The 20,724-nt window shown below is 62.8% G+C and carries 20 protein-coding genes; 2 read left to right on the top strand and 18 right to left on the bottom strand.

What is annotated here, in order from left to right:
* Positions 1-210: 210 nt before the first annotated feature.
* The 12 genes from DDA93_RS02205 to DDA93_RS02260 form a co-directional block, all read right to left on the bottom strand.
* On the bottom strand, positions 211-468 hold the full coding sequence (locus DDA93_RS02205) for a hypothetical protein (protein WP_116777966.1): 258 nt from the start codon (positions 466-468) through the stop codon (positions 211-213).
* Positions 469-510: 42 nt separating this feature from the next.
* Positions 511-762: a hypothetical protein gene (locus DDA93_RS02210; protein WP_019484097.1), complete on the bottom strand. Its 252-nt coding sequence runs from the start codon at positions 760-762 to the stop codon at positions 511-513.
* An 86-nt stretch (positions 763-848) separates the two neighbouring features.
* Entirely contained in the window at positions 849-1,724 is an 876-nt protein-coding gene (locus tag DDA93_RS02215) for a CoA ester lyase (protein WP_019484096.1), read from the bottom strand.
* Complete coding sequence (locus DDA93_RS02220) at positions 1,721-2,908, bottom strand: CoA transferase (protein ID WP_116777967.1); 1,188 nt, start codon at positions 2,906-2,908, stop codon at positions 1,721-1,723. The genes DDA93_RS02215 and DDA93_RS02220 overlap by 4 nt, the downstream gene beginning before the upstream one ends.
* A complete protein-coding gene (locus DDA93_RS02225; protein ID WP_116777968.1) occupies positions 2,905-4,866 on the bottom strand; it encodes an SUMF1/EgtB/PvdO family nonheme iron enzyme in 1,962 nt (653 codons plus the stop codon). The genes DDA93_RS02220 and DDA93_RS02225 overlap by 4 nt, the downstream gene beginning before the upstream one ends.
* Positions 4,863-5,699: a PfkB family carbohydrate kinase gene (locus DDA93_RS02230; protein WP_243400487.1), complete on the bottom strand. Its 837-nt coding sequence runs from the start codon at positions 5,697-5,699 to the stop codon at positions 4,863-4,865. The genes DDA93_RS02225 and DDA93_RS02230 overlap by 4 nt, the downstream gene beginning before the upstream one ends.
* 91 nt (positions 5,700-5,790) lie before the next feature.
* Positions 5,791-7,158: an ADP-ribosylglycohydrolase family protein gene (locus DDA93_RS02235; RefSeq protein ID WP_019484092.1), complete on the bottom strand. Its 1,368-nt coding sequence runs from the start codon at positions 7,156-7,158 to the stop codon at positions 5,791-5,793.
* Positions 7,155-8,324, bottom strand: a complete 1,170-nt coding sequence (locus DDA93_RS02240) for an ADP-ribosylglycohydrolase family protein (protein ID WP_019484091.1) — start codon at positions 8,322-8,324, stop codon at positions 7,155-7,157. The genes DDA93_RS02235 and DDA93_RS02240 overlap by 4 nt, the downstream gene beginning before the upstream one ends.
* Positions 8,325-8,395: 71 nt before the next feature.
* On the bottom strand, positions 8,396-9,691 hold the full coding sequence (locus tag DDA93_RS02245; RefSeq protein ID WP_019484090.1) for a sugar ABC transporter substrate-binding protein: 1,296 nt from the start codon (positions 9,689-9,691) through the stop codon (positions 8,396-8,398).
* A gap of 52 nt (positions 9,692-9,743) precedes the next feature.
* Positions 9,744-10,583, bottom strand: a complete 840-nt coding sequence (locus DDA93_RS02250) for a carbohydrate ABC transporter permease (protein ID WP_019484089.1) — start codon at positions 10,581-10,583, stop codon at positions 9,744-9,746.
* Entirely contained in the window at positions 10,580-11,533 is a 954-nt protein-coding gene (locus DDA93_RS02255) for a sugar ABC transporter permease (RefSeq protein WP_024476320.1), read from the bottom strand. The genes DDA93_RS02250 and DDA93_RS02255 overlap by 4 nt, the downstream gene beginning before the upstream one ends.
* Positions 11,530-12,600 carry a LacI family DNA-binding transcriptional regulator gene (locus tag DDA93_RS02260; RefSeq protein WP_019484087.1) on the bottom strand — a complete coding sequence of 357 codons (1,071 nt, stop codon included), beginning with the start codon at positions 12,598-12,600 and terminating at the stop codon, positions 11,530-11,532. Before DDA93_RS02260 ends, DDA93_RS02255 begins: the two co-directional genes overlap by 4 nt.
* 263 nt (positions 12,601-12,863) lie before the next feature.
* Between DDA93_RS02260 and DDA93_RS02265 the strand changes: the two genes are divergently transcribed.
* On the top strand, positions 12,864-13,430 hold the full coding sequence (locus tag DDA93_RS02265; RefSeq protein WP_019484086.1) for a DM13 domain-containing protein: 567 nt from the start codon (positions 12,864-12,866) through the stop codon (positions 13,428-13,430).
* Positions 13,431-13,790: 360 nt separating this feature from the next.
* On the top strand, positions 13,791-14,156 hold the full coding sequence (locus tag DDA93_RS02270) for a hypothetical protein (protein WP_019484085.1): 366 nt from the start codon (positions 13,791-13,793) through the stop codon (positions 14,154-14,156).
* 294 nt (positions 14,157-14,450) lie between these two features.
* Here the strand turns inward: DDA93_RS02270 and DDA93_RS02275 are convergent, their stop codons facing one another.
* The 6 genes from DDA93_RS02275 to DDA93_RS02300 all read right to left on the bottom strand — a co-directional run bounded on the left by DDA93_RS02275 (position 14,451) and on the right by DDA93_RS02300 (position 20,724).
* Entirely contained in the window at positions 14,451-15,326 is an 876-nt protein-coding gene (locus tag DDA93_RS02275; RefSeq protein ID WP_019484084.1) for a potassium channel family protein, read from the bottom strand.
* A 245-nt stretch (positions 15,327-15,571) separates the two neighbouring features.
* Entirely contained in the window at positions 15,572-17,542 is a 1,971-nt protein-coding gene (locus tag DDA93_RS02280; RefSeq protein ID WP_116778056.1) for a heavy metal translocating P-type ATPase, read from the bottom strand.
* Positions 17,543-17,765: 223 nt separating this feature from the next.
* Entirely contained in the window at positions 17,766-18,089 is a 324-nt protein-coding gene (locus DDA93_RS16960; RefSeq protein WP_024476321.1) for a heavy metal-associated domain-containing protein, read from the bottom strand.
* A 273-nt stretch (positions 18,090-18,362) separates the two neighbouring features.
* A complete protein-coding gene (locus DDA93_RS02290; RefSeq protein WP_116777970.1) occupies positions 18,363-18,959 on the bottom strand; it encodes a DUF305 domain-containing protein in 597 nt (198 codons plus the stop codon).
* Positions 18,960-18,995: 36 nt separating this feature from the next.
* On the bottom strand, positions 18,996-19,406 hold the full coding sequence (locus DDA93_RS02295) for a four-helix bundle copper-binding protein (RefSeq protein WP_024476322.1): 411 nt from the start codon (positions 19,404-19,406) through the stop codon (positions 18,996-18,998).
* Between the two features lie 1,114 nt (positions 19,407-20,520).
* Positions 20,521-20,724, bottom strand: coding sequence for a hypothetical protein (locus DDA93_RS02300; RefSeq protein ID WP_133185400.1), 204 nt, complete (start codon positions 20,722-20,724; stop codon positions 20,521-20,523).

The following is a 20,724-nucleotide window of genomic DNA, read 5'->3' on the forward strand; positions in this document are numbered from 1 at the left end:
TTCGGTCCTTTCCTTGTGGTCGCCGGGCTCACCCCGGCGGCCTTGGGGGCTTTGGGGGCCCTGGGTGCCTTGGCGGAGAAGCTGAGTTACACGACGTTTCACCATCGGTGGGTTTTCGGGCCGCCGGAGGGCCTGCCAGGCCAGCCTTTGTGCGGCGCGCCGTCTCGATGACGCTCGTTGCCTGGGGTGGGTATAGCTGCCGACGCGCTTCTACAGATCCTCCGGGTCCCGACCGTACGGCGCCATAGTTCGTTCTTCGAACTCGGCTCGCCGTGCGGCAGACTCCGCGAGCCGCCGTCGTTCCTGTTTTCGATGCCGCAGGAACACGAACGCCGCGTAGCAGCCGAGGCCTAGAAAGTAGACGGCAGCGATCGCTCGCCACCACGTAAAGGGGTCCCAGGCTGCAAATAGGGCCGCCGAGAAGAAGAACGAAACGATGTATAACGGGTGTGGTGCGTCCTTGGCCATGCTGTCACCTTTCGGGCGATGTGCGTGGAACCAAGCACACTATCAGGCGCTCCTACCGCAGGGGCAGGGAAGGCCTTCGTCGTTGCTGGCTGCCTCGATCCAGTCGATGACCTCATCTGGGTAATAGCCGTCCGAGGCCTGACCTTCATCGGTCGGTCCAGTCTCAGAGGGGATCGGCCCTCCCGCCTGCCGGATCTCTTCAATAATGTGCGCGGGCACCCTGTCACCGTTGTTCGCGATCAGCCAGTCTCGCGTCGAGGGCAGCAGCTTCGACCACCACTGTGCGTTTTCCATATCGGAAGTGTGGCAGTTCCACCGCTGCAAGCAAAGAGTGCCTGTCCAGCACCCGCCCCATCAGCGTTAGACCGGTCCGGTCAAAATCACTCATGCGGTCGATTTTGGGGATCCGACTCGCTCCCGGCGAGGGCGATTATCCGCTCGGCGGCACGCACCATTGCGACGTCAAGGAAAGTGCCATCCTGCAGCACGAAGGCTCCGGTCCCGTCAGCGGCGGCGTCGCGCACGCGATCCACGATGTTTTTTGCTCGAGCCACCTCCGAGGCATCCGGGGTGAAGACGCGGCGGATGACGTCAAGCTGCCGTGGATGCACCGCGGTGCGTCCAGAAAAGCCGAGGGCGCGCCCTGCGCGGCAACTAGCCTCCAGTCCGTCGACGTCGACGACATCGGCGTAGACGGCCATCAGAGGCGAGGGGAGGCCTGCTGCGGCTGCCGCATTCACGACGCGACTGCGTGACCAGGCAAGCCCCGCTTCTCCGGCGGGGCCGGCGGGAACCCCGAGCGCGGCACGCAGGTCCGCCTCACCGGTTGCAATAGTGGAAACTCCTGAGCCGGCGATCTCGAACGCCCGCTCGATCGACAGCGCAGTCTCGAGAAGTGCATGCACCTGGCGCCCAGGCATTGCTGTGCGGAGGGCGGTGATGTCCTCCGCCGTCTGCGTCTTCGGTAACCGCACCCCGAATGCCAGCGGAAGCGCGTCGACCGCGCTAAGGTCGGCTTCGTGCGCCGAAGATCCGACAGCATTCAGCCGCACCTGCACGGCGGGGGCCTGATCGCCGCAGGCCTCCCAATGCGCCGCGAATTCTGTCAGCGCCGCACGGGCACCCGCCTTGCGCGATGCGGTGACGGCGTCTTCGAGGTCGACAATGACCGCATCCGCTCCCGCGCGCAGCGCCTTGCCGAACCGTTCGGGCCTGTCGGCCGGCGCGTAGAGCGCGACAATGATTGGTTGGCTCATCGGATGCTTCCGTCCTCGCGCAGCGCCGTGAGTTCGCTGGCGGTGTAACCCAGCTCGGTCAGCACAGCCTCCGTATCGGCGCCATGAGCCCTCCCTGTAAATGCAATCGTCGCTTCATCTCGAGACATCCGAAACAGCGGTCCCTGCATGGCCATATCGCCGAGGTCGGCGTCGTTGATGCGGTGGATCGTTCCGAGGGCGTTGAACTGCGGATCGGCAACGATCTCGGAGGGGTCGTAGATAGGAGCCACCGCGGCCTCTGCGGCCTCGAACGCAGCGATGACCTCGTCTCGCGAGTGTCGGGCGATCCATGAGCCGACGGCGTCATCGAGAATGTCGGCGTGCTCGGCACGGGTCGCGCCGGCGGCGAACCACGCCTCGTCGGCGAGTTCGGGTCGGCCGACGAGAGCTACGACGCGCTCAGCGATTGACTGCGCACTTGTCGACACAGCGACCCATGACCCGTCCTTGGTTCGATACGCGTTGCGCGGCGCGTTGTTCACTGAGCGATTTCCCGTGCGCGGTTGCGCGGTTCCCAATTGATCCCACCGCGTGATCTGCGGGCCGAGCATCGCGAGGATCGGTTCGATGATTGCGACGTCGACCTCCTGGCCTTTGCCGTCGCGATCACGGGCGTGAAGGGCGACCATGATCGCATAAGCGGTCGCGAGGGAAGCGACGCCATCCGCGAGCCCAAACGGTGGAAGCGTTGGCGGCCCGTCCGGTTCCCCGGTGGACGATGCGAATCCGCTCATCGCCTCAGCGAGGGTCCCGAACCCCGGCCTGCTCTTGTACGGACCGATCTGCCCGAACCCGGTGACGCGGGCCAGGACAAGCCCCGGATTATCCGCAGACAGCGTGGCGTAATCCAGCCCCCAGCGCTCGAGCGTGCCGGGACGGAAGTTCTCGATCACGACGTCCGCGGTCCGAGCGAGGCGCAGAAAAGCGTCACGCCCGCCCGCCGTATGCAGGTCGATTGCCACAGTGCGCTTGTTGCGGCCCAGCGTCTTCCACCACAGGTTTTGCCCGTCCTTACTCGGTCCATGACCGCGTGCTGGATCCGGCCTGTTCGGATGCTCGACCTTGACGACGTCGGCACCCATATCGCCCAGGTGCATCGCTGCCATCGGACCGGCAAAGAGCGTGGAGGCATCCACGATTCGCAAGCCGTTAAGAGGGCTCATCGAGTTCCCTCCTGGCCTGCGGCTTGGCCGTCGGCCACCTGATCGGTGCAGATGCGGAAGCCAATGGAGTTGGAAGCATCCTGGCCAAGCCCTGCCAGAAGGAGCTTCGCACTGAACTCCGGATGCTGGACCCCGCCGTCGAAGTACCAGTCCGAGCCCTCGCTGCGGTGGGCGCTCCCACCCTTGAGCATGACGAAGCGGGTACGGCCATCGGAGTGCTCAGACTCGGTCCAGTTCCATACTTCAGGAGTCCGGCGGAGAAAGCCCACCTGAGTGGCAGCCAGCTGCCACTCGTCTTCGGAGGGGAGACGCCCACCAGCCCAGGCTGCGTATTCGCGGGCCCGTGAAAACGTCACATTGGTGACGGGACGCTCGGGGTCCCGAGCAGTAGCATGCTCGCCGATCGCATCGAGGAAGCTGGCATATTCTGCCTCACTCACCTCAGCCACAGCGACCTGCACCGGAAGCGCGACGACGACGGAGCGTTCCAGCGTGCGAGGGTCGTGGAGTCGAGGAGGAAGAGGCTTCCACTCGTCGACGTAGGGTGCGCCGTTGTACATTCCCGTCTCTCGCATCCGGAACCGAACGGTCAGCGTGTGCTCGCCGGCAGGAACCGTGACAGTGGGCACGGATGCCGGTGTAACCGGACCATTCCAGCGAGGTGCGCTCATGCGTCGCGCGGTGCGGTGCCGGAAGGACGCGTCACGCTCCCCGGTTTCGCCGCTGAGAGCGGAGCGGACGGTGGCGAGCTCTTTGGGGACCCCGGCATCAGCGCTGATTTGCAGCGCGGCGGCTATTCCCCTCGCGGGCACGGTGATCGTGTCGGCGGTGTCACCGGTGTGCAGCGCCAACCAGCCGCGGCCGGCCAAACGATACTCGGTATCCGCGGCCGACGTGTTCGCCAGGAGCAGCAGCGTCACACCGTCGAGTTCGAAGGTCGACCCGACGGTCGGGCCGTCGACAACCGTCAGTGGCGTCCACTCGCCCTCGACGAGCCAGCGATGGAATCCCCGCTGGACAGGAAGCATACGGCGCAACGTCGCAGCATCCCGGTCATTCCACCCGACCCACGCCCCAAAAACGACCTCCCAGACCATGATTCCGACACCGTTGAGCCAGGCCGAGCGTAGCTCCTCGGCGTGGTCCCGGTGCCACCGACGGATGTGGTGCTGCATGTGGCGGCGCTCAAACCATCGCGCGCGAAGGACGCCCGGAGTCTCGGAGTCGGCGAACCATTGGGCCCAGGACAGCGTGTGGTCGGCGATTCGCTCGGTCGCGAGCTTCGACTCACCCTCAAGGCCGATGCCGGGGCGCGCTGCATCCAGGGCCGCGACAAGCGCTGGGTCCGCCTTCTTCAGCGTGTCGAGGAAGACGCCGTCCGCCCCCAGGCGGCGTACTGCGTCTGCGAGCTCGTCCGCGTCGTCGCCAGCTCGGCGCGTTCCCGTGTCCCAGGGGTTGTAGTCCAGGAACACGGCGACCCCCGCGGCGCGCAGGACCGCTGCTGCTTCGGCAAGACCGGGCACATTGTAGAAGTCCCATTGGTTGCGGTCATCGATGCCGATCACGGGATACGCGTGCCACAAGACCAGGCCATCAAGGCCACCGAACCGCTCGCGGCCGTCGGCCAGGAAACGCTCGGGCGTGAACCGCTGCGACTCGAAGTCGAAGAACAATTCGTCCCACAGCCAGACCTGCGCCACGGTGAAGCACCGGCTCGCCCAAGCTGAGGCGTCGTCGTCGTACCGGGTGGGCTCGCCGTGTCGCTCCCGCGCTCCGTCTCGCCACGCAGTGAGCTGGGTTCTCCACTGAGTCAGATTGTCTGGATCGGCCGGGGCCGCGAATATCTTCGCGTCGTCGAGCGCAATTGCTGCGTCTCCACTCAACAGGTCCGTATCCAGCGGCACCCGACTGGGCAGATCCAGTTCGCGGGGATGCAATGGGTCGAAACCGCCGCTCATGCGTTGGTCCTTTCGATGAAGGCTGACACTTCGCTCGCCGTCGGTACCGCGTCCTGAGCTCCGGATCGGGCAACGGCAAGCGCTGCGGCAGCCGCTCCGCCGCGAGCGGCTTGCAGGAGCAGGGGGATGTCCACGGTCCCCGGTGAACGGCCAGAGGCGTCGAGGGTCGCTGCGAACACTCCACAGAAGGTGTCGCCAGCACCGGTCGTGTCGATGGGGTCAGCGGCGAATGCGGGCACGTCCGCGCGTTCGTCCCCGCAGACAACGAGCGAGCCGTGTCGGCCGAGCGTCACAACGAGTGCGCGCACCCGCGACGCGAGTGCCGTGACAGCGGTGTCGAGGTCATCTACTCCGGCGGCGTCGAGGGCCTCGTGCTCGTTCACGATCAGCACGTCGACCGACAGCAGCAGTGCAGCACCGTCGGTGACGAACGGTGCTGATGGTGCTGCATTGAGAAGGTGCCAGGCCTGGTTGTTACGGGCGGCCGCAGCATCCAGCACCAGCGCAGTCGGAACTTCCAGCTGCGTCAACACGACGTTTGCGGCGTTCACGAGGTCGCGTTGCGCCGTGGTGAGGGAAGTAGGCACAGCATTTGCACCGGGCACGACGACGATGGTGTTCTCTGCTGCCGCGTCGACTGAAATCAGTGCCGTACCGCTGGGCCCGTCGACCTGTGACAGGCCGGAGACGTCAATATCGTCTGCGAGGAGGGCCTCTCGGAGCATCTCTCCGTCAGGGTCCGTGCCGACGGCGCCGACGAAAGCGACGGATGCGCCGCCCGCGCGGCGGGCGGCTACCGCCTGGTTGGCACCCTTACCGCCGCCGGTGCGCACCAGTGTTGATGCGAGGACGGTCTCCCCCGGCCGGGGGATCCGGTTGCGCGCGCGACGATGTCCTGGTTGATGCTGCCGACGATGACGACACTCATGATGTTCCCTTCGACAACTGGTAGGTACGCTCAGCGAGCTGACGAATGGATCGCTCCGCATCACCGGGGAGAGAGGTAGCTATGCGGTCCTTGAGCGGCGCGGTCCAGGCCTCACCTATTGCATCGGCCCCGATCAGCCCGCCGACGACTGAACCGACGGTCGCGCCGACCGAGTCGGTGTCCCATCCGCCTGCGACGGCGAGCGAGATGGCGGCACCGAAGTCGTCGCCGTAGGCCTGGATGGCGCACGCCGTGAGCGCGGCGTTGTTGAGGGTGTGCACCCAGTGCATGCCCTTGAACTCCGTATGGAGTGCATTGAGTGCCGCATCGACGGTCAGCGAACCGTTGGCGAGGGCGCGGCCGGTCTTCCGGCCGACATGCACCGCGGCGGCGAGACGCGATGCTGGTGGCACAACCGTATCGGCAGCATCCAGCACGTGATCGGCCGAGGCCTCGGTGAGCGATGCGGAACACAGCGCAGCGGCCCACATCTCGCCGTAGATACCGTTGCGGGAATGGCTGAGCCGCGCGTCGGTCCAAGCCGATGCAGCGGCGGCGCGCACATCTCCGGGATGCACCCAGCCGTGCACGTCGGCCCGGATGAGAGCACCAATCCATTCCCGAAACGGATTGTGATGCCGTGCGGTGTCCGGCACAGTCCGAGCGTCGAGGAGGTTCCGGTAAGCCGCGCGTTCGGCGGTGAAGACCCTGCCTGCGGGCAGTGCCGCCAGCCACGCCCCCGCGATGTGCTCGGTCGTCAGGTTCTGGCCGTGAGCCTCAACCAGATCAAGCATAAGGATGGGGAAGTTCAGGTCGTCGTCTTCGGGCATCCCGTCGATGTTCTCCACGAGCGATGTCGGCGCGGAGCGGCGGTTCCATGGCCAGCGCTCCGCGATATTTCCGGGGAGCCCCACTGCGGTGAAATAGGTCTGGATCGGCCAGTTCCCGGTTGCTCGTGCGATCTCCTCAATGCCTTCGCGGGGGATCTTCTCCACGGGCTTACCCAGCAGGCATCCCGCCGAGCGGCCCAGCCACGCTCCGTGCACCCGCGCGGACGCCACGGACGCGCTCGGGACCGGCACGACCGGCGGGAGTAGCGCGACGATATCGACCCATTCGTCCGGTTCTTTGGCACTCGGCGCCTGCAGGGTCTGCAGCTCATCGAGCACCGTCCGGGCAAAGGCTCGCACCTCTGGTGGAGCGGCTTCGTTACTTGCCCCCGATGGCGCAAGTCGAGTCGACCCCCCGGCCTTCGCCCATCGCTGCTCGATCGGAGCGATGTCGTTCTCCGCGACACCCTGTTCCCGAAGAGCGACGAGCTCAGCCGCGACTAGGTCCTCCGGCTGCGCCCAGGTCAGTCTCACGCCGCGTTGTCCGGGCCGAGCAAGGATTCCAACGCCGCAGCCCGCTGTGCGGCGCGGTCGGCATCTGCCCGCGCGACATCGCGCACCACTTCCGTCATCGAAGCCACCACTCCGTCGAGATCCAGGCGGCTGGCGGTGGTGACATCCGCGACCCAGTCGGTGGGCACGGCGCCGATGCCGTGGAGGCCACCGCAGATAGCGCCGGCCATCGTCGCAATTGAGTCGGAGTCACGGCCGTAGTTGACGGCGTCGAGCACCGCTGCACGAAGGTCGCCGTCTCGGGCGACAACGAAACCGAGAGCGACGGGCAGCTCTTCGATTGACTTGGTACGCGAAGGTAGACGTGCATCCATCGCCGGAGCACGGTACTGGTCGCCCACCGTGTCGAATGGCGCAACAGCGGCACGCACAATCCGTGCGAGGTCGCGCGGATCATCCGATCCTCCGTCTGCAATGAAGGCGTCTACCGCATCAAACACGGCGCGGATCGCTGCGGCGGTTCCGTCGTGAGCGACAGACAGCACAGCTTCCCTCACCTCGGCGACGGTCGCACCGGGGGCCGCGGATGCTGCCACAGCTGCTGCGAACACACCTGCGGCCTCGCGTCCGTAAGATGACTGGTGCGCTCCGGCGATGTCGATGGCCTCCGCGTAAGCGCTGCGCGGGTCGCCAATGTGCACGAGCCCGACGGGAGCCATGTACATGGTGGCGCCACAGTTGACGATGTTGCCAACGCCCGCCTCGCGGGGGTCGGCGTGGCCGTAGTGCAGTTTCGCAACGATCCACTTCTCGGCGAGAAAGACGCGCTGCAGGATGAGGGCCTGATCCTCGAGCTCGGGAACCCATCGACGCTCACCGATCATCAGCGGTACCAGATCGCCCGCGACGTCGTAGGCGTCGAGGTGACGGCGCCGTTTGGCGTACACCTCTACGAGTGCGTGGGTCATGAGGGTGTCGTCAGTGATATGCCCATCACCCTTGTGGTACGGCGCGATCGGTCGCGCGGTCCTCCAGTCGGCGAGGAAGGGACCAACGATGCCCTCGACCCGGCCGCCGTGTCGCTCCTCGATCTGTTCGGGGGTCCAGCCCTCCGTCGCACCACCCAGCGCGTCTCCCACGGCAGCGCCCGCGAGTACCCCGGCCACTCGATCCTGTAACACGTTCATTCTCTCTCCTTGATTGCCTCTGATAGCGACGACGTGGCGGGGGTGAACCGGTGGCTCACCCCCGCGCATCATCAGTCGGCGATGTCAGTCCAGCCGTCGGTCAGCTGGGTGGCCAGCTCTTCGCGGGTGATCTGGTCGGCCAGGTACTGCTGGAAGGCGGGCGTGGCGATGGTGTCCTTCCACTCCGTGTACTTCTCCACCTTGAGGAACGGGGGTCCCTCGAGGCCGTCTCCGGATGCCAGCACCTGGGTCCAGGCGGGGTTGTCCGCTGCCAGCGTTTCAACCTCGGCCCGGGCCGAGTCGGACGACGGGATGAGCGCATCGGCGTAGGCAATCTGAGCCAGGTTCTCGCCGCTTGTGAAGAAGTTGAGGAACTCGGCCGACTCCTCCACATACTCCGAATCGATATTCACCGAATAGGTCTGCGGATTCGCGGCCTGGATGGCACCGGCTGAACCCTCAAGCGGAGGCAACGCGACCCAGTTAAGACCCTCCGGGGCGTCGTTGGCGATGTTCGTGGCCTGGAACGAGCCCTGCACGGTCATCGCCACCTTGCCGCCGTAGAACGACGCCAGCACCTCCGATCCGGACTGCGTTAGCGACGTGGGCTCGACTGATTCGTCGGTGTAGGTCATCTCATGGATGAGCTCCGGTACAGCGAGCTCGGCGTCACCGACCTCGATAGATGCATCGGTGCCTTCGCCCTCGAAGTAGCCGCCGTCGAAGCCGAGCGAGAGACTCATCATCGTCGCCGTCGGCGATCCAAGACCCCATCCGAGGCCGTAGTTGCCGCCCGTGGTCGTCGCTTGGGCGATCTCCCGCAGTTCCTCCCACGTCATGGTGTCGCCGCTGGGCATCTCCACACCCGCGGCCTCGAGAAGGTCGGCGTTGGCGAAGACCATGTATGACTGCAGTGTCGACGGGTACGCGATAATCTCGCCGTCCTGGGTAACGGAATCCCAGATGCCCTCTGAGATGTCGGCCTTCAGATCGTCGTCGATGTGGTCGGTCAGATCGGCAAGGTAGCCGTCGGACGCGAAGGAGACTATGGAGCTCGCCTCGTAGTGAATGATGTCTGGCGCCGTTCCGCCGGTGAACTGGGTGATGAGCTTGTCGAATGTCCCGTCCCATCCGGCCTGGACGATCTCGACCTGAACATCTTCATTCTCCCCGTTCCACTCGTCGACGATCGACTTCACGGCGTCCTGAGTAGCGGGCTGGTCGGACAGCGACTGGAACTGGAGTGTGACTGCGCCACCTTCGTCCCCGTCCGATCCATTGCTTGCACTGCCCTGCTGGCAACCGCTCAGGGCGAGAGCGGCTACGCCCGCGAACGCGACGACGCCTATGCCTCGGATTTTTTTCATGATGCTCGCCTTTCTAGTTGTGATGCGCTTGGTGATTCTCTAATGGGCAGGTTCAGCCTTTGACTGCACCGGCGAGCATTCCGCCGGTCAGCTTCTTCTGCAGGATGGTGAAAATGATGAGCGACGGAATCGTCGCGAGGATCGCCCCGGCGGCCAGTGGGCCTAGCTGCGTCTGTCCTTCGGCGCCCAGGAACGAACGCAGGGCGATTGGAAGCGTATAGAGCTCCGGACTCTGCAATAGGACGAGCGCGAGGAAAAACTCGTTCCAGGCCGAGACGAAGGTGAACATGGCCGTCGCAACAAGTCCCGGTGCCAGCAGCGGGAGGATGATCGTCCGCAGGATCGTGATGCGGGAGGCCCCATCCATTTCACCGGCTTCCTCAAGTTCGACCGGGATCGCCGCCACATAGCCCTGCAGCATCCACAGGGTGAAGGGCAAGGTGAAGGTGACATACACCAGGATCAGACCTAGCAAAGTGTCGTTGAGGCCGATCGAACGCAGCACCAGAAACAACGGGATGATGATGAGGATCGATGGGAATACCTGGCTGGTAAGGATCCAGATTGTGCCAGCGGCGCGCAGCCGCCCCTTGAGGCGAGCGAGGGCGTAAGCCATCGGCATCGACAGCAGCACCGTGATTATCATCGTTGCAAGCGACACCATCAAGGAGTTGCCAGCCGCTGGCAATAGGTTCTGGCGCTCCAAAGCGGAACCGTAATTGCTGAAGTCCCATACGGCCGGCAAGAGGTTGACGGCGAGCGAGTTCAGTTCCGCCGACGACTTGAACGAGGCGGACAGCAGCCACAGCAGCGGGAAGCCGAGAAAGAGGAGAAACGCCGTCAAGGCGGTGTACATCAGCACGGTCGCGTACCAGGGACGCTTGAAATTCATGAGCGTGCTCCCTTCGTCTGGCGGAACTGATTGACGAGGTAAAGCGACAGGATCAGCATGATCGCGATCACGAGTACGTCGCCCATCGCCGAGGCGTATCCGATTTCACGGTTACGGAAGGCTTCCAGATAGGTGAACAGTGGTGGAATCATCGTGCGACCTCCGGGACCGCCCTCGGTGAGGACATAGATGAGGCCAAAGGAGTTGAACTGCCAGATAAAGTCGAGGGCTGTCACCGCAAAAATGATGGGGCGAAGGGAGGGGAGGGTGATGTGCCAAAACCGGCGGAACGCGCCGGCGCCGTCGACCGCCGCAGCCTCATGCTGCTCGGATGAGACCGACTGCATCCCCGCCAGCAGCAGCACGGTTGTTTGCGGGATGCCCGCCCAGACACCAACGACGATCACTGCGGGCAACGCCGTCGAGAAGTCACCGAGCCAGTTGACGCCCGGGATGCCGACCGATTCGAGCACTCCGTTGAGTGGACCCGAATTGGGGTTGTAGATCATCCGCCACACGATCGCAATGACCACCGGCGGCATCGCCCAAGGGATCAGGGCCAGCACCCTGGTGAGACCCTTCAGGCGCAAATCGCTGTTTAGCAGGAGGGCCAGACCCATCGCGCAGATGAGGGTGAGGAGCGCGACCGACCCTGCCCAGACAATGCCGATTCCAAACGATCCCCAGAAGCGGTGATCGCCGAGGAGTTCGATGAAGTTTCCGAAACCGATGAAGTTAATCTCGGCATTCCGCCTCAGCGTGGCATCGGTGAAGCCGAGAGCTACACCGCTCACCAGCGGGATGACGGAGAAAATGATGATTGGAAGGAGCGCCGGAACCACCAGGCCGATGGCTTCTCGACGTTGCGCGCGAGCGCGGTAACCGACCCGGTTCACTGCGCGCGGTGTCTTCTTCACCTCGCGCGGGGCCTTTGTGGCGCTAGTGCTCATCGGGCGGCCCTCTCGTCGTTGAAATCAATGGCTTCGGTGCGGTGGCTGGGAGGTGATGCGGCGGGGTCCTGACTGCGCGCGAGGGATGATCCGCGGACGACCAGCGAAGGTGCGACGGTAACTGTATGTGCTGGACGATTCGGTTCCACGATCCGCGCGAGCAGCAACTGCGCCGCGACGCGACCACGTTCTTCTGCGCCGAGGTCGACGCTGGTGAGACCTGGGCGAATAACTCCTGCTAGTTCGGTGTTGTCGACGCCGGTGATCGCAATATCGCCGGGGACGGTCAGCCCGAGGTCTGTAGCTGCTTGGATTGAGCCGATGCCGATCAGGTCATTCGCCGCGACGATAGCGTCAGGACGCGGGCGTTCCTGTAGGACCTGGAGCGCTGCGGCGTAGCCCGCCGCGATAGTGAAGTCGTCCGCGCCGACGCTGCGCGCCGAGATGGCCGGGTGCGCAGCGACCGCAGCAGCAAACCCATCGCGTCGGAGGGCGCCCGGGGTGGTGTCGCTGGGACCGTTCACGAACACGACATCCCCCCGACCCTCCTCGACGAGGTGGTCTACGAGAAGGCGCATAGCTGTGATCGAATCGGCGCGCACGGTGTCCAATTTGGCGCTGTCAGGCAACCGTCCGAGGACGACGACCGGCGTCGGTGTTTTTGCGAGTGCTGCGAGGAGTTCATCCGTGACGCGTAGTGGCGAGAGGATCATGCCGTCGACATATCCTCTGCCGAGGTCCCGCACCACGTCGACGGATGAGGAGGACGTGCCCGTCGATGACAGCACCAGCCGGTAGCCGGAAGCGGAGACGACGCGTTCGATCGCGGTCATCATCTCGACGTAGACGGGGTTGCCGATGTCGGCGACAGCGTAGGCGAGCTGGTTCGTGCGACCCAGCTTCAGCGACTGCGCCGTCGCGTCGGCAACATACCCGAGTTCTTCGGCGGCTTGCTGCACCTTGGCTATGGTCTTGGCGCTCGCGATTTGACCGTTCAACGCCCGTGAAGCAGACGCAACGGACACACCGGCATGTACGGCAACCTGCGTGATAGTGACCCGGACCAACGCTCTCCCTCGAGTGTTGTAAACGTTTACAGTGAATGCACGAGATAATTCCATTGACGCGCGCTGGTGTCAAGAAAAGCGCCCTTGGACGTCCGGATAGTGTTTACTGATTCCCCTCGAGGCCGTGCGTGAGACCACCCGAATCGACTGGTTTCTGCCAAGTGCCACGATCGATGCCCCAGCTGGCCAGTCCTGAACACCAAGACCGTGGCCATGCCCGGTTCTAACCGGAACTTGGGCATCGACACGATCGTTGGAAAGGCATGAACAGACGCATTGTTGTTCCGATTGTGGTCCTGTTGGCCTTCGCGGTTGTTGCCGTCGGGTTGTATCTGTTCCAGCCGTGGCGGATATTCACAAGTTCAACCGTGACCGAGGACATTCCTTCCGTTACGGAGACTTTCACCTCTGCGCCCGCCCAATCCGGGCAGCCATCGGTTGAGCCCTCCCAGCCATCGGTTGAGCCCTCCCCGATCGCTCCTCGTGAACTTCTTACGGGTGACCTGATCAGTCACGAACATGCCAGCACCGGTACCGCGAAGATCATTGAACTCGCCGACGGGAGCCAGATCCTGAGGTTCGAAGGCCTGGACACCTCCGACGGCCCGGACCTTCGGGTGTGGCTTACCGACGCCCCCGTAATCGAGGGAGTTGACGGGTGGCATGTCTTTGACGACGGTGCCTACCTTGACCTGGGTGCTCTCAAAGCCAACAAAGGCAACCACAACTACGCCATCCCGTCCGGGGTAGATCTGGCCGCCTATAGCTCGGTCAGTATCTGGTGCGAACGCTTCGCTGTCTCCTTCGCCGCCGCCGAATTGAGGGGATAAGTTTCGTCCTGGGCCAAGGACAGGCGGGGCGGCCGCGTCGTTGACCGCGCGTGGCATTCCTCCGGCACAGCTACTGGGATGAAGATCCTTGAAAGTGGAGCTTAGGGGAATTGAACCGCTGACCTTTTTTCAGGGGACGGCCTATTTCTATGCCTGCCAAAACCTCGCATTGTGCCAAAAATCCGCGGAATCTAGACGGTTTTGTCGATTTGCAAAAACCATGACATGTCACCGTATTTCATCGTTTCCGTGTGGTAAACGTGTGGTGAATATCGTCCTCGCCGATGTACCTTCCAAACGGCCACGGCCGAGACCGACACCCCAGTCTGCCTCCTGAGAGGCCTTGACCCGTGGGTCAAGATGGACCATCCCAACACGCTCGCGGCACTCGAAAGACTGGCCCCCACGATGGCGGGGATGACCGAGGTACTGCAAGTACTTACAGCCGGGTCCATTAGTGCCGGGAACCGGGCTGTAACGACACTTCTTGCCAAGGTGATTAGGCAGCAGCTGCTCGATGACGGTTCCGAGGCGTTGGGCATCTCATTCGCGTCTAAAACGCTTTTCGGCCGTTGCTGGGCATATTGGGACCGCCGCTTCGATAACGGGTTGCCTCCTGGGTCCAACGATCTGCGCCAGCTGTCATCCGAGAACCTAGGCCCTGATCCGGACTTCGCCCATGTCGCAGCGCACTACGATCTTCCACTAGTGGGCCGCCACACCTAGCACCCTGCGCTAAGGAACCGCTTGTTGAAGGTCCGTCACCGCCCATCCAGACATGCAAAGCCAGGATCCCGACGACGAGGGCGATGAGTCCTAAGAAGGTCACGCCAGCGCGCGGCAAGGCACAGAACGTCCATGCCTTTTCCCTGCTGCTCATCACCGCTGCCTTTCGTCCATCGATTCCAATGACCGATTACTAGGTTCCCTCACCCACGCCTGAGCAGGCCGCCGGCGCCCGCGAAATCTGTCGTCTTCTGGACTGAGGTTCCTCGTATATTCACCGAATCGATTGGGGCTTTAGGTGCGGGGGCGCTGTCCGTGTTCGGTAGCGTACGCGTCGAAGATCTCTTCGAGGTTGTTCCCGGTGTGCAGGAAACTCTCCTTGAGTTCAGCCCCGAGCTGGTCAAGCGCCAGAGACAGTCGCAGGGCGCTCAGCCGCACCACTGCCTCCTGCCGCTCCAAAGCCGCATCACGCAGACGTAGCACATACGGTAGTTGACGGGACAGGGCGAGTTCGGGGCTCTGCTCTTGGAAGTAGAATCCCTCGGTGTGATGCATGTAGTCCAGACGGACCTTCACTACCTCAGCAGTGAGGGAGTCCAGGACCCGGGAGACGGTGGCTGCGTCCATCTCCCTGATCGCCTCGGCGTAACCCGTATCAGCCAGGCCTTTAATCTCCAGTGCCAAAGCTCGACGTCGGGACAGCGGCGGATAGATCTGAATGAACCAGGTCAAGGCTGCGGTAAGTAGGGCGAAGCCGGTCAACGCCTCCAGAGGAGAGGCCACTCGGATCCATGTATCAGTAGCCACGACATCCCCGTAGCCCAAGGTGGACAGAGTAACGAAGGATACGTAGAGCGCTTCGTTAAAGTCAGGGTAAGACGCCTGGTCCACACCCGGTGAGTACATGAACCCGTCCGGAATATGGGGGTAGTAAATCAGAGCCCAGCCGACACTTTGGAGCATCACCCACAACAGAATCACGGCGACCATCGCCACCGGACCCACGACCGAGCCCAGACGGTGCCCCATCAGCTTCGAAAGACGCCACGCCCCGGAGAGCACCAACCCACTGAGGCGTCCCTGGCCGCTGGGATGCAGCAAGGTATGGAACATGTCCATCAGCCCAAACAGGATGATCGCGACCCCCACCACCGTCAGCACTACACCCATTCCAAGGTTCCTCTCTCAATGATCACTGATACTTCACTCATTCACTCGCTATTGCGGCCCGCCAAAACCCATCAGACTGCCGTTGAACCGCCCCGGCCTACTTAGCGGAAAAGATGCCAATAGTGACGCGGGCGGAGCCTAGAAGGATAGCGGGTGGCAGCGCGCCCGCGGGACAGGAACACTCTCACCTCCTGCTTCGCCACGCGCTGGCCAGTGGCCCGACGCGTTACCCGCTTCCAGGGTGTCTAGGTGCTGATGCGTTCTGGCTTGAGGTCGATCCTGCGCAGTAACTGTGCATTCAAAGCGACCACGATGGTTGAAACACTCATCAGCACTGCTCCGGCCGCGGGCGAGAGAACGAAACCGGCGAAGGCCAGCACGCCGGCGGCCAGCGGCACAGCGATCAGGTTGTATCCGGTGGCCCAGACGAGGTTCTGGATCATCTTCCGATAACTGGCTCTGGATAGGTCGATCATCGCCAGGACTGATCGTGGATCGTTGCCCGCCAGGACTACGCCGGCGGATTCCATTGCGACGTCGGTCCCAGCACCGATGGCGATGCCGACCTCAGCACGGGCCAGCGCGGGGGCGTCATTCACGCCGTCGCCGACCATCGCCACTTTCAGTCCGCGGTTCTGCAGTTCGGCGACCTTGGAGTCCTTGTCCTGAGGCAACACGTCAGCGAAGATTTCATCAATGCCGAGCTCGGTCCCGACGGCGTCCGCGACCTGGCGTGCGTCCCCGGTGATCATCGCAACTTTCACGCCCCGGTCTTGCAGCGCTTTCACAGCTGCCCGGGACTCATCCCTGACCCGGTCCTCGAGTCGCACGGCACCAATGACAGCTCCGTCGCGAACCACATGCAGTACAGAGGCGCCGCGACCGACCCATTCCTGAATGGTGACCATCATGTCCGAGGGGGTCTCCAAACCAAGTTCCTTGAGCATGTTCGGCCCGCCAACGGTGATCTCGGACCCGTTGACCGTCGCCCGGACACCGCGCCCGGTCATGGATGAAAACCCGCTGCCTCGGTAGCCGAACGCCGTCGATTCCTGATTATGCTCGGCAGCCTGAACGATGGCCCGAGCGACCGGATGCTCGCTGTCGGACTCCGCGGCTGACGCTAGAGCCAATAGCTCCCCCTCAGTCATTTCTCCGGAGGTGACGGTAGCAGTAACTGCGTGTTGGCCTTCGGTGAGGGTTCCGGTCTTGTCGAACAGGACGACGTCGACGGTGCGCATGCGCTCCAGGGCCATCCTGTTCTTGATCAGAACCCCGGACTTCGCCGCGCGTTCGGTCGAAATGGCGATCACGAGTGGGATGGCCAGCCCGAGGGCGTGCGGGCAGGCGATGACCAGCACCGTGACGGTACGGATCACCGCATCATCGGGGCTTCCCAGCAGAAACCAGGCGATGAACGTGATGATGCCAGCGCCTAGAGCGAAGTAAAACAGCAGTGCTGCCGCCCTGTCGGCCAGCGCTTGGGCCTTCGACGAGGATGCCTGCGCCTCAGCGACCAGACGCTGGATTCCTGCCAGGGTGGTGTCCGATCCGACGGCTGTCACCTTAACCCGCACCGCGTTGTCAGTTGCTACCGTCCCGGCCACCACTGTCTCACCAACTGTCCGTTGGACGGTGCGGGATTCACCGGTGATCATCGCCTCATCGAACTCGGCTGTCCCGTCGACGATCTCACCGTCTGCTGGTACCCGGGCCCCCGACCGGACCAGGACGACATCTCCAGTGGCCAGCGAGCTCACCGGGACGGTTTCAATTCCCGCGTCGGTGACTTTGTCTGCCTCATCCGGTAGGAGCGCGGCCAACGCGTCAAGGGCACCGGCGGCGGAGCCGAGGGCACGCATTTCCATCCAATGCCCCAACAGCATGATGACGACCAGCAGAGCGAGTTCCCACCAGAAGTCGAGGTTGAAATCTCCAATCCCGAGGGTCGTGATCCAGGACGCGATGAACGCGACGCTGATGGCCATCGCGATCAGCAACATCATGCCCGGTTGCCGGGATTTGAGCTCCGTTACTCCGCCTTTGAGGAACGGAGCGCCGCCGTAGAAGAAAATGATGGTGCCCAGGACTGGTGAGATCCACATGGCACCGGGGAAGTCCGGTGGCGTGTAGCCGACGATCGTGGCGAACATGTGGCTGAACAGCACCACGGGAACGGCAAGGATCAGGCTCAACCAGAACTTGTTTTTGAACATTGCGGTGGAGTGTCCCGCATGCTCGCCGTGGGAGTGCACCTCATGGTCCGCATCCGCCGCGGGCGTTTGGTGACCGTGGTCTTCGTGTTGGTCGGCATCCAGCGCGGAGGTCGGTTCCGTCGTGGGCATGGCCTGGCCGTGCGTCTCGTCGTTCGCGGGGGTCTGGCGTTTCATGGTGGTTTCCTTCAGTCAAACGGGATCGTGTCCCGGACCCGAGAAAAGATCAGGCGTTAGAAAGCTGGTACCCGGCGTGCTCGACTGCGGAGCGTACTGCTGCCGCGGGAACAGTCTGGTTGCTGAGGACGGTGACCGTGGAGGTCCCGCCGGACACGAGATCAATCTGGACATCGGTGACGTCATCGATCGCGCCGACTGCAGAGGTCACCCGGGACGCGCACGAACCGCAGGTCAACCCGGCGACACCGAAACTCGCGCTGATGTTGCCAGTTGCAGGAGCGGTCTTAGTTTTGCTGTCCTGCGGGGCGCAGCAGGCGCATCCGGAAGATGATGTATCAGTCAGAGTTAGATCCGGAGAAGTGCCGCACATGATGGGTCTCCAAAATACGAGGAATGGTTATTCGAGAATCAGCGGGTGCAGTCACCCCGGGGTCATCCACGCTGGCTGCAGTCGCAGTGAGGGACCTTCAAGGAGTAAGCGGTCCATTTGTGGGCTCGGACTTCCCGCTCGGTTACCACAAAGTATACCCCCTAGGGGTATATGTCAAAATCAGTTTTTACCGCATCGTTACTCACCGCGACCGGGGTGAGTAGACAGGGGCGCCCTCACTTCAGAGAGCGCCCCAACTTCTTGTGTTCCTTGTCAGTCGGATGCGTATCGATCGAGGATCGATTGCATTTGGCTGATTTCCTCCCGCTGGGTCTCCACAATCGCGTCACACAGTTCCACTATTTCCGGATCCGTGATGTTCGACTCCTGGCAGACCAGGATGGCGCGGGAGTGGTGCGGAATCATTGACTTCAGGAATTCTTCGTTGCCGACGAAGGTTTCCGTCCGCCCCAGGGAGAAAGCGCCCACGAAGAGCACGGCGAATCCGACCAGCATGGCGATGTTCGCCTTTTTGTTCTTGAACATCGACCACATGCCCACGACCATGACGATTGCCATCGCCCCAACCATTAACAACGCCATCCAGAAGTTGCTTAGGTTGAAGTAGAAGTGATCGATGGACCGGACCATCGACATTGATAGCACCCACATCAGTCCGAGACTGATCAGGAGGATGACGCCAAACTTTAGATACATCTTGCCTGAACCGCCGCCCTTGGAGTGGTCCTGGCCGTCCCGGGCATTGTCTTTAGCGGAAGATGTTTCCTGTTGGCCGGGTTCGGTTTGCTGATGCTCGCACCCGGAGTCTCTTACTGGGTGACTACCTGGCGTGTTTTCTGCTGAATTCATCAAGTGCTCCTTGGATCGCCGTTAGGGAAAAGGTGTCTAACCGAGCGAAGACAACAATTCCTCGCACGCCTTCTCACAGCGCCGGCAGGCCTCAGCACAGACCCGACAGTGATCGTGCATCTCGGCGTGCTGTTCACACTCGTCCGCGCAGGCTCTGCATGCCGTACGGCAGGCCTCGAGCACGGCTCGGGTAAGTTCCGCGTCGTACCCGGTGCGACGGGTCAGGACAGCGCCGGTGGCCGCACAAATATCGGCACAGTCCAGGTTGGTGCGGATGCACTTCGTTAGATCGGCGACCATGTCCTCGCTCAGGCAGGCATCCGCGCACGCGGTGCAGGTCTGGGCACATTCGAAGCAAGCCTCGATGCATTCAGCGAGCTTTTCCTTATCCACTCCCCCGAGGTCCTTGGGGAAGGTATCTAGCATTGACCTCACGTGATGTGTCATTGGTTTCTCCTCAGTCAGGGTGCAGCTGAGCTACGTCAGCTGCTGGTCATTTTGTTGTTGTCGAACGGGGCGCCGATGGGCGACCGGGAGCCGATGCTATCGGCTAGAGACAGGCGACATGGCGGGCCGGTGGGGACCGGCATGCCAGGGAAGAGGGGTTTATGTACGACTGATCGATAGAGCCGTCAACGACGGCCGAAGATGATCGCGCCTCTCAAGAGTCGGATCAAACAATCCCGGCGGCATGTACCTGTGATCAGCAGGAAGCAGTTCCAGCCGCGCTGGAAAGGCCACGCCCTGCTCCGCCGGTAGCGCACGCTGCGGCGCTGTGACTCTTTCGGTCGCACTGACCTGTTGATGGCAGCACGTTTGTGCCGACGGGGAATGCGTGGGTGTCACGGCCCTGACTGTCGTACTAGCGCCGCTAGCCTGCCCCGGTAAATCCATACCCACCGCATGGTCCGCCATCGCGGGGGACTTGTGTTGTTCCATCGGAAGGCACAAAGCCGCGGTGCCTGAAGAGGTAAACGCGACAAGGAGCGAAAAGCTCAACACGAGGCGCACCACCGTCTGCACAGTGATGCCCGTTCTGCCCAGCGCTGAAACTGTGATGGGTCCTCCCGTCTTGTTCACCTGACGACCACCCTAGTAAAACGTAAGCTAACTGACCAGAGACATTCCAACCACTGTTCGGCCTGGTCCACCGTATGCCGCTTCCTACCAATGCCTCCGGATCAAGTAAAAATCTGTCGGTGATGTGGATATTAAGCAGGCGACCCAGACCGTGTCGAGGGTTTCCACATGCCCAGGCGTGAAGCGTAGCGCAACCACAAAGAGGTATAGGCGGCAGTCAAGCTACTAGCTCTTCCCCGTTCGGCTGCTCAAATTATTCGCGTACTAAAACATGTCCGCGGCGCTTGCTCTCTTGAAAAGCATCACGTAACTCGCTCTGTACCACGCCGCTCAAATTTGCCGGAACTGTCCAGCCACCGACGGCATCACCCGCACCGCTGAAGTCTGGGGAACCGGTGGAGCCGCCGCCGAACGAAACCTTGTCACTTCGTTCCAAGACCGGCGAGCCCCTGCCACAAGTGATATTTCCAGAGATACTCGGCTATCCGAGCTCAGCGATCTGTGGTTCGAAGAAATTGAGAACAATGGTCGCGCCAGCAGAAGGACCATCGATGGCTACCGCGACACCTACAGTCGCGTCATCGAACCCGCACTGGCCGGACTCCGGCTGCACGAACTGAGCACCGGCCGTATTGACCGGTTCCTCAAAAACGTCGCTGCAGACCACCCTGCCACCGCACGTCAT

The sequence above is a fragment of the Arthrobacter sp. Bz4 genome, from assembly GCF_003075455.1.
GTDB lineage: Bacteria > Actinomycetota > Actinomycetes > Actinomycetales > Micrococcaceae > Arthrobacter_D.